The organism is Streptomyces durocortorensis (assembly GCF_031760065.1).
GTDB lineage: Bacteria > Actinomycetota > Actinomycetes > Streptomycetales > Streptomycetaceae > Streptomyces.
Genome location: NZ_CP134500.1, coordinates 615333 through 628358 on the forward strand (window position 1 = coordinate 615333; position 13026 = coordinate 628358).

Sequence of the window (13026 nt, forward strand, 5' to 3'; positions counted from 1 at the left end):
CGAGAACACCCCCGTCCCCGCGCGTTCAGACGTGCGACGTGCGGCTGGACGGATCGGTCGAGGGCGGGCGAGCACGTACGCGAAGCTCCCGGCGGCAGAAGGCTCAACCACGCCTGACGGTCCCGAGTCCGCGGCTACCTCGCCGCCTCGCTCGACTCGGCCGGGGCTTCGGCGACGCCCGGCATGTCCCGCCCGTGAACGCGTCGATCTCTCGACGGGCCACACGCGTCATGAGGATGTAGCCGCTCACCAAGTGCAGGGTGCGGGGCGAGGTGATCCGCCGCCCCCACCTGACCAGGAAGGCGAAGTGTGCGGAGTCGACCCGCAGCAGGTCGGGTTGGCGGATCTCCAGCTCGTCGAGGGCTTCGACGAGCTGCCATTCGGGCGTGGCGTCAGGTCGTGGGCCACGGACGGCACCACGGTTCTGTCCGTGAGCATCCGGTCCTCAAGGGTCGAGAGTCCTGTCGCACATTCCACGTCCGAGCAGCTCGGTGGGCGAACCGGCCTGACTTGGGCCTGCTGCCGGGACACCAGAGACCGTCGAAGCGACGGTTGACCGCGAGGGCCGTCGCCCGCCGACGCGCCGGGTCGTACGAGAGCTGGGCGCTGTTGAGACGGTCGCCGGACGTCCCGGAGCTCTGGAACCGCATGACGTGAGGCGAGTTGAGGGTGCGCCCCGGGGCCAGCGCCCCCGCGGGGAAGTTGCGCCGGTAGTCCGCCTTCGACCTCGGCAGAGTCCGCAGCAGGTCGTCCGCGTTCTGGATGTCGCCCGGGCAGAGGCCGTTGTCCTCCATGTGTTGACGAAGAGGGGCCGCATTTTCGAGGCCGTCCCTGCCGGTGCGCGCGGCGAGCTGGGGCACGACGTCGGCCACGCGGCGGCGGATCGCCGCGACCGCTTCGGCATCCGAGGCCGCCCGCGCGATCGCCGGTCCGCCAGGGACAGCGGAAGGCCGTGGGAGACGTTCGCCTACACCACCCGCAGGAACGCCATGGTGGTACCGCGCGTCCTTCTCCCGATTCGCCGGAGCGTACGGCGAATCGGCGGCCACGCCCAGGACGATCTTGATCGGCTTGATCAGCCCAGGAAGCTCAACCGCACTTGACGGTCGGCATTGTCCTTGTTGGTGTCCACCAGACACACCGACTGCCACGTCCCCAGCTCCAGCCGCCCCCCGATCACCGGCAGGGTGGCGTGGGGCGGGACGAGGGCGGGGAGTACGTGATCTCGGCCGTGGCCCGGGCTGCCGTGGCGGTGTTGCCAGCGGTCGTCCGCCGGGAGCAGGTGGTGGAGGGCGGACAGGAGGTCGTCGTCGCTGCCCGCGCCCGTCTCCAGGACGGCGATGCCCGCGGTGGCGTGGGGGACGAAGATGTTCAGCAGGCCGTCCCGACCGGCTGACGAACGGGTGAGAAAGGCCTCACAGTCCCTGGTCAGGTCCGTGACGGTCTCGGCCGTACCCGTGGTGATGTTCAGGACGGTGGTGGTGAAGGAATCGGACATGCCTCCATCTTCTCTCCCCCGAGCGAGATGACGCGTCCACGCTCCGAGACACCATTCCGTGTCCCAACCGGATGGCTGCGTTCAGCGCCATGTTCCGATCGGCTCGCTCGCCTCGCGCGGTCACATCGACCTGCCGCCGGAGGCGTCCGCCACGTGCTGCCACGGCTGCTGACGTTCTCTCAGCGCCCTTCGCGCATTCTCTGACCGAGTCTGCCGCCCGCTTCGCCTCCACGGCCGTGCCTTCCGCCTTGCGCGCCGTTGTGAGCTGCTTCTTCCTGCCGGTCTCCCGATCCGTTCGGTTCGGCGGGGCTCCTGCTGCCCGGACCTCCGGGCCAATGCGCAGCGGTCGCCGTGAGGCGCGGACGGGCACCGAGCCGTGTCACCGTCCTCGATCGCCGCCTCCGTAGGCCCTCCCTTGAAGCCTCCATGGCCGTCAGTCACGCACCATCCGGCCTGTCCGCCGCTCCCAACAAGGCCCCAGCACCCGAAAGCCCTGCGCCACCCGGTCTGGAGCCGATCGTCCCGGCATCCGAACGCCGAGCGTGGCTGCGGTCCGTGCCCCGGTGGGTGCGGCGCACCGTCCCCCGGGACAAGGGCAGGTCCATCGCCGTCGCGCAGAGCACTTCGGCCCGCTTCCGGCCGGTCGCCTCGCTCGACAAGGCGGGGATCGGGATCAAGGACGTGAAGCTGAACCACCTCCAGCACGCCGCCGCGCGCGCCGCGTGCAGCCGGTGCAAGGTCGACGCCTGGGCGATCTGGGACCCGTACACCTCGCGGATCCTGGGTACGGCGGACGCCCGGGGTGCTGACGACCGGCGAGGGCGTCGTCAACGGGCTCGGCTTCCGGGCCACTTCGCCCGCATCGCTCAAGGACCGCAAGGAGGCGCGGGCCATCGGTGGCCTGCTCGTCCGGCTGGAGCGGGCCCAGAAGTGGGTCTTCGAGCACCCGGAGGAGCGGGCGATGGCCGTACCCTCGTCGACCGGCCCGCCTACACCGACGGCGGCCTCAAGCGCGACCGGCTCACCCCGGTGAGCGGAGTGCGCGCCCCGGACATCGACTATCTGGACCAGATCGCCGAGGCCGCCGAACAGCTGGGCCTCGCGGCCGTGTTGACGCCCGCCGGCACCTGGTGCGAGGACGCCTGGCCGACCACGGTGGCGCTCGCGCAGCACACCGAGCGGCTGAAGTTCCTGGTGACCTTCCGGCCCGGGGCCATCTCACCCGTGCCCCCCCACAGATGGCCGCCACCTATCGGCGGATCACCCGGGGGCGACTGCTGCTCAACGTGGTGACCGGGGCGGCTCGACCGAGCAGCGGCGGTTCGGGGGCCGTCTCGACCACGACCGGCGTTGCGCGCGCACCACGGAGTTCCTGTCGGTGGTGCGGGGCGCGTGGAGCGGGCAGCCGTACGACTTCGACGGCGAGCACTACCGGGTGCAGGGCGGGCTGACCACACTGCCGCCGGATCCGCTGCCGGAGACCTTCTTCGGCGGTTCTTCGGCGGCCGCGGGGCCGGTGACCGCCGCGCACGCGGATGTCCATCCGCCCTGTGGCGAGCCGCCCGCCGCCGCGAAGAAGAAGATCGCATGGATTCGCGGACTGGCCGAGGAGCAGAGGTGTGCGGCAGCCCACCGTTTCGCGGGACTCCTCGCGCGAAATGGTGTGGGCCACCACCGACCGGCACGCCCGCGCTGGCGCGAAGGTGGCTGCTGTCGACCGTTCCGGCGTCGCCGCTGCTCGGCGGGGCCAGTGGCGGCTCCGAGGGGCTGTCGCCGGTTCCGGGCAGGGCGGCGCTGCTGGTCGCTGGAGGGCGTTGAGTTCCGCGGCGATGCGGGGGCGGCGGGCCTCACGAGGGTGCTGGTCGGGCGCTCGGGAAGATCCCGGGCGCCCGGCGAGTTAGTAGAAGCGTGAACAATTATGGGGTGCGCGAGCTGGACGTGGTCGTGATCGGCGCGGGTCAGGCGGGGCTGTCCGCCGCCTTTCATCTGCGCCGTGCCGGGCTGGAGCCGGACGACGGCTTCGTCGTGCTGGACCACGCGCCCCGGCCGGGGGGCGCATGGCAGTTCCGCTGGCCCTCACTGACGTACGGCAAGGTCCATGGGATGCACGCGCTGCCGGGCATGGAACTGACCGGCGCGGACCCCGACCGGCCCTCGTCGGAGGTGATCGGCGCGTACTTCGCCGCGTACGAGGAGCGCTTCGGTCTGCGGGTGCACCGGCCGGTCGAGGTGAGCGCCGTACGGGAGGGGCCCGGCGGGCGGTTGCTCGTGGAGACGTCCGAGGGGACGTACGCCCCGCGGGCCCTGATCAACGCGACCGGCACCTGGGACCGTCCGTTCTGGCCGCGCTACCCGGGCCAGGAGACCTTCCGGGGGCGGCAGTTGCACACGGTGAACTATCCGGGGCCGGAGGAGTTCGCGGGGCAGCGGGTCCTGGTGGTCGGGGGCGGCGCGTCCGGTACGCAGCATCTGATGGAGATCGCCGGGCACGCGGCCGCCACCTTCTGGGTGACCCGCAGCGAACCGGTCTTCCGCGAGGGGCCGTTCACCGAGGAGTGGGGGCGGTCGGCCGTGGCGATGGTGGAGGAGCGGGTACGCAACGGGCTACCGCCGCGCAGTGTCGTCAGCGTGACCGGGCTCCCCGTCACCGACGCGGTACGGCGCGCCCGTGAGCAGGGGGTGCTGGACCGGCTGCCGATGTTCGACCGGATCACCCCGTCCGGGGCGGAGTGGGACGACGGCCGGAGCGTCGAGGCGGACGTGATCCTGTGGGCCACCGGGTTCCGGCCCGCAGTCGACCATCTGGCGCCGCTGCGGCTGCGCGAGCCGGGCGGCGGTATCCGGGCCGAGGACACCCGTGCGGTACGCGACCGGCGCGTCCACCTGGTCGGGTACGGGCCGTCCGCCAGCACCATCGGCGCCAATCGCGCGGGGCGCACCGCCGTCCGGTCGGTCATGCGGCTGCTGGAGGAGGCCGGCCGCCGGCGGAATGCGGAGAGGGCCGGGGCGGTGGCTCCCTGACGGTCGCCGCCGTCAGCTCGTCGTGGCGGCCCGGCGGTTGGCGTTGAATTCCGCCACGTTCTTGAGCTGCTCGTCATAGCTGTCGGTGAACCGGGTGTCCCCGGGCCCGACCGTGACGAAATACAGCCAGGGGCCGGGGGTGGGACTGATGGCCGCCTTCAGGGCCTCCTCCCCCGGGTTGCCGATGGGCGTCGGCGGCAACCCCTTGCGCTCGTAGCTGTTGTACGGGCTGTCGATGCGGGTGTCGTCGGCGCTGGTGTCCAGCGTGGAGCGCTTCAGGGCGTAGTTGAGGGTGGAGTCCATCTGCAAGGGCATGTCCCTGAGCAGCCGGTTGTAGACGACCCGGGCCACCTTGCCCATGTCGGATGCGGTGTCGGCCTCGGCCTGGACGATGCTGGCGATCGTGACCGTGTCGTAGACGGAGACGTTGTTGCGCTGGGATCCGGCGGTGACCTGGTCCGCCGCGAAGTGCTTGCGGGCGGTGTCCGCCATGTAGCGCAGCAGCCCGGCGGGGGTGGTCGTGGCGTCGAGTGGATACGTAGCCGGGAAGAGGTACCCCTCGGGGTTGCCCTCGGCCTGGTCGGGGAGAGCCAGGTCGACCGTCGACGCGGCCTTCCTCGTGCTGCCGGGCTTCAGGTCGAGCGCCTGGTCGACGGCTTCGTACACCTGGGAGGCGCGACGGCCCTCGGGGATCATCAGGGTGCTCGGCCGCCGCGTCTCCTGCTGCTTCCCCTTGTCCGGTCCGATGAGGGACAGCGGGATCAGGACGGCGGCCGACACGACGAGCAGGGCCCCGAGGACGAGGACCACCCTTCCTCGGCGCGTCGGGCGGAGTCTGCGGCGGGGGCGGGGGCGGGCGTCCGGGGACTCGTTCACCATGCGGGCACGTTAACCCGGGGTGTGGGCTGCGTCCGGTAGCCCGACCACGGCGTCGGCTCGGGCGACACGAACGCCGTACGGCACAGCCAGAACAAACGAGCACCAGAACACACGAACAAGGGATCGGATGTTCGCTGGAACGCGTGATCGTCAGGGGATTCGTTGCTCTTCACTCGTCCGGGGCGCAATGATTGCAGAGCGCAGTCAACGGGCTGCAGACCGCTACTGCGCAGTCCCACCGATGCACCACGTCCAAGGAGAAAGACCAGATGAACTTCCTGACCAACCTGCTGGCCGGCGTCGTCCACTTCGTGGGTTGGCTCGTCTGACCATAGCTCCGCCCGGCGCCGTCGCTCCCCGTCCCACGGGAGCGGCGGCGCCGCTGCGTCACCGGCGGCCGGAGCCCCCGTGGAGCCGCCTACGGTGCGGGCGGTCCGGCGAAGGGCGGCAGCGCGGTGAACTCGGGCGCCACCGTCACGACCTGCGCGAGCACGTCGAGCGTCCGGCGGACCCGGGTGAGCGGGTGGTCGGGGAACTCCGCGTCCCACTGGGCGTGGTCCGCCGCGTGGAAGGGCAGGCCGCCTGCGCGGTGAAGTGGGTGAGGCGGTGCCGCAGGGACGGGCCGTCTTCGAGCGCGGCGGGCAGGTCCGGCGGCAGGTCGAAGTAGTGCAGCGACAGCACATCGCCGTGGTCGTTCAGCCAGGTGTCCGTGTCCACTGTGCGGTAGCCGGGAAGTTCCACCCCGAGGAGAGCTCTCATGCGCGGCGATCATGCCGTACTCGCGCCGCGCCGGTCACCTCAGGGGCCGCTGGGGCGCGGCGGTGTTCAGGTGACCTGTATCGGAGCCCGGTGGGCGTCGCGGCGGATCAGTTCCGCGTAGCGGCCGTCCCGCTCCAGCAGCTCCTCGTGCGTGCCCCGCTCGGCGACCCGGCCGCCGTCCAGCACCACGATCTGGTCCGCGTCGCGGACGGTGGAGAGGCGGTGCGCGATGGTGAGGGTGGTGCGTCCGGCGGACAAAGCCTCGATGGCTTCCTGCACGGCGTGTTCCGTACGGGTGTCGAGCGCGCTGGTCGCCTCGTCGAGGATCAGCACCGGCGGGTCGCGCAGGATGGTGCGGGCGATGGCCAGGCGCTGCTTCTCGCCGCCCGAGAACCGGTATCCGCGCTCACCGACCAGGGTGTCGTAGCCGTCGGGCAGGGAGGCGATGTGGTCGTGGATCTGTGCGGCGCGGGCGGCGGCCACGAGCTCCTCGTCGGTGGCGTCCGGCTTGGCGAAGCGCAGGTTGTCGGCGACGGAGGCGTGGAAGAGATACGTCTCCTGGGAGACGACGCCGACCGCCCGGGCGAGGGTGTCGAAGTCCAGGTCGCGGACGTCGACCCCGTCGAGCGTGACCCGGCCGCCGGTGACGTCGTACAGCCGGGGCACCAGATAGCTCAGGGTGGACTTGCCGGAGCCGGTGGAGCCGACGACCGCGAGGCTGCCGCCCGCGGGGACCGTCACGCCGATACCGGTGAGGGTGGGGCCGTTCTTCGCGTCGTAGCTGAAGTCGACGTCCTCGAAGGCGATCTCGCCGTGGATCTTCTCCAGGCGGACGGGGTTCTCCGGTTCGGTGATGTCGACCGTGAGGTCGAGATACTCGAAGATCCGCTGGAAGAGGGCGAGGGAGGTCTGCATCTGCACGCCGGTGGAGAGCAGGCTGACCGCCGGGCGGAACAGCCCCTGCTGGAGCGTGACGAAGGCGACGAGCGTGCCGAGGGAGACGGCGGTGGCGCCGGACTGGAGGGTGAGGCCTGCCGCCCAGTAGATGACGGCGGGCATGGCGGCCATCACGATGCCGATCGTGGACATCCGCCAGCGTCCGGCCAGATTGGCGCGCACTTCGAGGTCGACCAGGCGCTCGGACTCCTCGGCGAAGCCCTGGGTGAGGGAGTCGGAGCGACCCATGGTGCGGCCGAGGAGGATGCCGCTGACCGAGAGGGACTCGGTGACCGTGGCGGCCATCGCCGCCATCTGTTTCTGGCGCTGGGTGGTGATCTTCTTGCGCTCCCGGCCGACGCGGCGGCTGATCGCGACGAAGACGGGCAGCAGGAGCAGCGAGACGACGGTGAGCCGCCAGTCGAGCGCGAGCATGGCGACGACGGTCGCGATGACGGCCGTGAGGTTGGAGACCAGCGAGGTCGCCGTGGAGGTGACCGTCGCCTGCATGCCGCCGATGTCGTTGGCGATGCGGGACTGGACCTCGCCCGTGCGCGTGCGGGTGAAGAAGGCGAGCGGCATCCGCTGGAGCTGGGTGTAGACGGCGGTGCGCAGATCGTGCATGACGCGCTGGCCGACCGTGGTGGAGATCAGGGTCTGCAGAACGCCGAAGACGCCGTTCATCACGGCGGTGAGGATCATGCCGAGCGCCAGCAGGGTCAGCAGCCCCGTGCGCCCCTGCGGGATGGCGGTGTCCAGGATCTCGCGCAGCAGGAACGGGGAGGCGACCGACACCAGGGAGGAGGCGCCGACCAGTAGGCCGACCACGGCGAGACGGCCGCGGTAGGGACGGAAGAGGCGGAGGATGCGGCGCAGCTCGGCGGGCGGCCGGTCGGGAGCCTCGGGCGGGGGCGTCCATGTGGGTTCGTCGGGTTTCATGGGCTCCTTCGTCGGGCGTGAGGCGTGGCCGGGCAGACCGGCCCTCGCACGTGGAGAGCCTAGCTCATTGTTACCTATACTCACAATGAACAAGGTCCTGATATTGTTCCCGTATGGACGCCCCAGATTCCCCCGGTTCCGCCGACGCCTCTCCCGGCTCCTCCGGCGGCCGCCCCGACCTGCCCGGCTCTCACGACACCGACGGCATGCTCGCCGAGCAGCTGCTGCGGCTGACCCGTCGGCTGCACCGCATCCAGAGCCGCCAGCTGGAGCCGATCGGGATCACTCCGGCCCAGTTCCGGCTGCTGCGGACGGTCGCGCAGTACGACGCGGCCCCCCGGATGGCGGATCTGGCCCAGCGCCTGGACGTCGTCCCGCGTGCCGTGACGACGCTGGTCGACGCCCTGGAGGCGAGCGGCCGGGTGCGCCGGGCCCCGGATCCCGACAGCCGCCGGGTGGTCCGCGTCGAAATCACGGACGAGGGGCGCGCCACCCTGCGGTCCCTGCGCAGCGCGCGCCGGGCGGCCGCGGAGGAGATCCTGGCTCCACTGACCGCCGATCAGCGCGAGGTGCTCGGCGGACTGCTGTCCGCCCTGGTCGACGGCATGCCGTCGCGCCCCTGCTGAGCGGAGCTGCGGCCACCGGGGCCGGACCGTACGCCGAGCACCTCGCCGCGCCGCCGAGGGGATTGCCGCCATGCCGCTGCTGGAGCCCGACCCCGAAGCCCTCCGCCCCGGTACGGCACGCGAACCCGCCGTCGACCGGGTCACCGCCCGGAGCGCGACCGGCACCCCCGACCCTCTCCGCACCGAGCTGACCGCCCTGCTCGGCGCGGACAAGGTGCTCTGGCAGGTGTCCGACCTCGTGCGGTACGCCTCCGACGCCAGCCCCTACCGCTTCCTCCCCCGGGTCGTACTGGTCCCCGAGGACCTCGACGACGTCTCCGCGATCCTCTCGTACGCCCACGGCAAGGGCCGCGACGTCGTGTTCCGGGCCGCGGGCACCAGCCTCAACGGCCAGGCGCAGGGCGAGGACATCCTCGTCGACGTACGCCGCCACTGGACCGGCGTCGAGGTGCTGGACGACGGGGCGCGGGCCCGGATCCGGCCGGGTACGACCGTCATGCGGGCCAATGCCGCGCTCGCCCGGTACGGCAGGCTGCTGGCCCCGACCCGGCGAGCGCCATCGCCTGCACCCTCGGCGGGGCCGTCGCCAACAACGCCTCGGGCATGACCGCGGGCACCACCCGCAACTCCTACCGCACGCTCGCCTCGCTCACCTTCGTCCTCCCGAGCGGCACCGTCGTCGACACCGGCGACCCGGCCGCCGACGAGGAGCTGGCCCGCGCCGAGCCGGAGCTGTGCGCGGGGCTCCTGGCGCTCAAGGCGGAGATCGAGGCGGACGAGGAACTGACCGCCCGTATCCGCGCCAAGTGCACGATCAAGAACACCAACGGCTATCGCCTGGACGCCTTTCTCGACGGGGCGACGCCGGTACAGATCCTGCGCGGGCTGATGATCGGCTCCGAGGGAACGTTCGGCTTCATCTCCGAGGTCGTCTTCGACACCCTGCCCCTGGACCGGCGGATGTCCAGCGCCCTGCTGTTCTTCCCCTCGCTCACCGCCGCCGCGGCCGCCGTGCCCCGGTTCAACGAGGCCGGGGCCATCGCCGTCGAGCTGATGGACGGCAACACCCTGCGCGCCTCGGTCAGCGTGCCGGGCGTTCCGGCGGACTGGGCGGCGCTGCCCCGGGGGGACGACCGCGCTGCTCGTGGAGTTCCGGGCGGCCGACGAGGCGGGGCAGGAGACGTTCGAGCGGGCGGCGGACGCGGTGGTCTCCGGGCTGGACCTGGTCGCCCCGGCCGCGTCCGTGACCAACGCGTTCACCCGGGACGCCGCCGCGATCGCCGGGTACTGGACGGCCCGCAAGGCGTTCGTCGCGGCGGTCGGCGGGTCCCGGCCCGCGGGCACCACCCTGATCACGGAGGACTTCGCGGTGCCGCCCGCCCGGCTGGCCGACGCCTGCGAAGCGCTGCTGGAGCTCCAGTCGCGCCACGGGTTCGACGCCGCCGTCGCCGGTCATGCCGCGCACGGCAATCTGCACTTCCTGCTGGCCTTCGACGCGGCGGAACCGGGCGACGTCGAGCGGTACGACGCGTTCATGCAGGAGTTCTGCGCCCTCGTCGTGGACCGGTTCGACGGGTCGCTCAAGGCGGAGCACGCCACCGGACGCAACATCGCCCCGTTCCTGGAGCGGGAGTGGGGCCCGCGCGCCACGGAGCTGATGTGGCGCACCAAGCGGCTCATCGACCCGGCGGGGTGCTCGCCCCGCGGATCGTGCTGGACCGGGACCCGACGGCCCATCTGCGGGGGCTGAAAACCGTTCCGCAGGTGGAGGCGGTGGCCGACCCGTGCATCGAGTGCGGGTTCTGCGAACCCACCTGTCCCAGCCAGGATCTGACGACCACTCCGCGCCAGCGGACCGTGCTGCGGCGAGAGATGATGCGACAGGCCGACGGCTCACCGGTGGAGGCGGGTCTGCTGGCCGCCTACGGGTACGACGCCGTGGACACCTGCGCCGGGGACTCCACCTGCAGGCTCGCCTGCCCAAGGGGTACGACGCGGGCAACGAGGTCATGGCGAACCGCATCGTGGAGGCCGCCTGGGGCTGGACGGCGGGTGGGGCCCTGCCGCTGGTCGTGGACGCCTCCTCCTGCACGCTCGGTATCGCCGAGGAGGTGGTGCCCCATCTCAGCGAGGACAACCGGGAGCTCCACCAGGAGCTGACCGTCGTGGACTCGCTGGTGTGGGCGGCAGATGAGCTGCTGCCGGAGCTGAGGGTCGTCGAGCGGACCGGCTCGGCCGTCGTGCATCCGACCTGCTCGATGCGGCACCTGGACGATGTGGCGCAGTTGCGCGCGCTGGCCGCGGCCTGTGCCGACGAGGTCGTGGTCCCGGACGACGCGCGGTGCTGCGCGTTCGCGGGCGACCGGGGCATGCTGCACAAGGAGTTGACGGATTCGGCGACGGCGAAGGAGGCCACCGAGGTCGGCGGCCGCCCGTACGACGTCTATCTGTCGGCGAACCGGATGTGCGAGATCGGGATGGAACGGGCCACCGGACACCCCTACCGCTCGGCCCTGGTGGAGCTGGAGCGCGCCACCCGGCCGCCCTCCCGATGAGCGTCTGAAAGGGCGCACAACTGAGCGTTCCGAGGCCCCGATTGGTTGCACCAGTCGGGGCTTTCGCGTGCTGTGAGAAAAGTCCAAGGTTTGGGGACGAGAGTCCAAATACCTCCCTTGCGCATCATCAGCCTCACCCTCCAGGGTCCTTACCGAGACCCGCTTCCGCACGCGCAGTTCCACGGGGAGCGGCAGCTCTCGCGCACCGTCTGAACCCCCAACCCCACCTGGAGGCTCGATGAACGACGACGCCCGGCCCGCACCGGAACCGCAGGCCCTCCCCCCGCACAGCGGTGCGGCCGACGAGGCGAACCGGCAGGACCCCAGCCGCCGTTCGGTGCTGTGGACCACGGCGGGCGTGGCAGGCGCCGGACTCGGTCTCGGCGCTCTGGGCGCGGGCACCGCGTCGGCCGCCGATGCGGTCACCCCGGAGGCGGTCGCCGCCGCCCCCGCCCGGCAGGGCCGCACCATGGCGGGGGTGCCCTTCGAGCGGCGGTCGGTGATCCGGGTCGGCATCATCGGCCTCGGCAACCGCGGGAACAGCATGATCGACCTCTTCCTCGCCGTCCCGGGCGTCCGGGTGGTGGCGGTGTGCGACCCGGTCCGGGAGAAGGCGGAGAAAGCCGCCGCCAAGGTGACGTCCGCCGGTCAGCCGGCCCCGGCCGTCTACACCAAGGACGAGCACGACTACGAGAACCTCTGTCGGCGCGGGGACATCGACTTCGTCTATGTCGTGACGCCCTGGGAGCTGCACTTCCCCATGGCGAAGGCGGCGATGCTGAACGGGAAGCACGTCGGCGTCGAGTGCCCGATCGCGATGAGCCTGGGCGAACTGTGGCAGCTCGTGGACCTCTCCGAGCGCACCCGGCGGCACTGCATGCAGTTGGAGAACTGCTGTTACGGCAAGAACGAGACGCGGGTGCTCCGGATGGCGCACGCGGGTCTCTTCGGCGATCTGCTGCACGGCGCGGGCGCCTACAACCACGATCTGCGCGAGCTGATGTTCGACCCCGACTACTACGAGGGTCCGTGGCGGCGGCTGTGGCACACCCGGCTGCTTGGCGACCTCTACCCGAATCACGGGTTCGGGCCGGTCGCCAACTACATGGACCTCAACCGGGGCGACCGGGCCGTGAGCATCACCAGCATCGGCACGCCCGCGCTGGGGCTCGCGGAGTACCGCAAGGAGCACATGCCGCCGGGCGACCCGAGCTGGAAGGAGTCGTACATCGGGGCCGACCGGACGATCAGCCTCGTGCAGACCGCCAAGGGCCGGGTGATCCGCCTGGAGCACGACGTGTCGACGCCTCACCCGTACTCGCGGATCAACAGCCTCGGCGGTACGCGGGGCGTGTTCGAGGACTACCCGTCGCGGATCTATCTGGAGCCCACGAACACGAACCACCGGTGGGACGACTTCACGAAGTACGCCGAGTGGGACCACTGGCTGTGGAAGGAGCACGCCAATCCGCCGGGCGGCCACGGCGGCATGGACTACATCATGGTGTTCCGGCTGATGCAGTGCATGCGGCTCGGCCTGGTACCCGACTTCGACGTGTACGACGCGGCCCTCTGGACGGCCCCCGTGCCGCTGAGCCATCTGTCCGTCAAGGCCAAGGGCGTACCACTGCCGATACCGGACTTCACCCGGGGCGAGTGGAAGCGGGCCCGGTCCGGAGTGGACTCCGAGAAGCCCGCGGAGTAGCACCACGGGGTCCCGGGCCGACCGGGCACGGGACCCCGCAGGGCGGCGGAGCCAGTGCGGGCGGGACAGCGGGAGCGGGCGGGAAAACCGGTTGCCCCGGAACGGGAC

General features: G+C 71.5%; 8 protein-coding genes and 4 pseudogenes. 8 read left to right on the forward strand and 4 right to left on the reverse strand.

What is annotated here, in order from left to right:
• Nucleotides 1–1075: 1075 nt before the first annotated feature.
• Nucleotides 1076–1498: a secondary thiamine-phosphate synthase enzyme YjbQ gene (locus RI138_RS02545; RefSeq protein WP_311118589.1), complete on the reverse strand. Its 423-nt coding sequence runs from the start codon at nucleotides 1496–1498 to the stop codon at nucleotides 1076–1078.
• 930 nt (nucleotides 1499–2428) lie between these two features.
• Here RI138_RS02545 and RI138_RS02550 point away from each other — a divergent pair.
• Together RI138_RS02550 and RI138_RS02555 are read left to right on the forward strand one after the other, a co-directional pair.
• A pseudogene (locus RI138_RS02550) lies at nucleotides 2429–3180 on the forward strand (LLM class flavin-dependent oxidoreductase); the annotation flags it as partial.
• Between the two features lie 241 nt (nucleotides 3181–3421).
• Nucleotides 3422–4519, forward strand: coding sequence for an NAD(P)-binding domain-containing protein (locus RI138_RS02555; protein ID WP_311118590.1), 1098 nt, complete (start codon nucleotides 3422–3424; stop codon nucleotides 4517–4519).
• A 12-nt stretch (nucleotides 4520–4531) separates the two neighbouring features.
• Here the strand turns inward: RI138_RS02555 and mltG are convergent, their stop codons facing one another.
• The 3 genes and pseudogenes from mltG to RI138_RS02570 all read right to left on the reverse strand — a co-directional run bounded on the left by mltG (nucleotide 4532) and on the right by RI138_RS02570 (nucleotide 8032).
• The gene (gene mltG, locus RI138_RS02560; RefSeq protein WP_311118591.1) at nucleotides 4532–5398 is read right to left on the reverse strand and encodes an endolytic transglycosylase MltG; all 867 of its coding nucleotides are present in this window, start codon (nucleotides 5396–5398) and stop codon (nucleotides 4532–4534) included.
• 418 nt (nucleotides 5399–5816) lie between these two features.
• Nucleotides 5817–6157: pseudogene (locus RI138_RS02565) on the reverse strand (hypothetical protein).
• Nucleotides 6158–6223: 66 nt separating this feature from the next.
• A complete protein-coding gene (locus tag RI138_RS02570) occupies nucleotides 6224–8032 on the reverse strand; it encodes an ABC transporter ATP-binding protein (RefSeq protein WP_311118592.1) in 1809 nt (602 codons plus the stop codon).
• 113 nt (nucleotides 8033–8145) lie between these two features.
• On the opposite strand from RI138_RS02570, the gene RI138_RS02575 reads away from it, so the two are divergent.
• The 6 genes and pseudogenes from RI138_RS02575 (at nucleotide 8146) to RI138_RS02585 (ending at nucleotide 12918) form a co-directional block, all read left to right on the forward strand.
• Nucleotides 8146–8658 carry a MarR family winged helix-turn-helix transcriptional regulator gene (locus RI138_RS02575; RefSeq protein ID WP_311118593.1) on the forward strand — a complete coding sequence of 171 codons (513 nt, stop codon included), beginning with the start codon at nucleotides 8146–8148 and terminating at the stop codon, nucleotides 8656–8658.
• A gap of 70 nt (nucleotides 8659–8728) precedes the next feature.
• Nucleotides 8729–9699, forward strand: a pseudogene (locus tag RI138_RS32340) (FAD-binding oxidoreductase); the annotation flags it as partial.
• Nucleotides 9700–9802: 103 nt separating this feature from the next.
• On the forward strand, nucleotides 9803–10408 hold the full coding sequence (locus RI138_RS32345; RefSeq protein ID WP_398862212.1) for an FAD-linked oxidase C-terminal domain-containing protein: 606 nt from the start codon (nucleotides 9803–9805) through the stop codon (nucleotides 10406–10408).
• Nucleotides 10409–10494: 86 nt separating this feature from the next.
• Nucleotides 10495–10587 (forward strand): annotated as a pseudogene (locus tag RI138_RS32350) (hypothetical protein); the annotation flags it as partial.
• An 80-nt stretch (nucleotides 10588–10667) separates the two neighbouring features.
• Entirely contained in the window at nucleotides 10668–11213 is a 546-nt protein-coding gene (locus tag RI138_RS32355) for a hypothetical protein (protein WP_398862214.1), read from the forward strand.
• 238 nt (nucleotides 11214–11451) lie between these two features.
• On the forward strand, nucleotides 11452–12918 hold the full coding sequence (locus RI138_RS02585) for a Gfo/Idh/MocA family protein (RefSeq protein WP_311118594.1): 1467 nt from the start codon (nucleotides 11452–11454) through the stop codon (nucleotides 12916–12918).
• The last annotated feature ends 108 nt before the right edge of the window (nucleotides 12919–13026 follow it).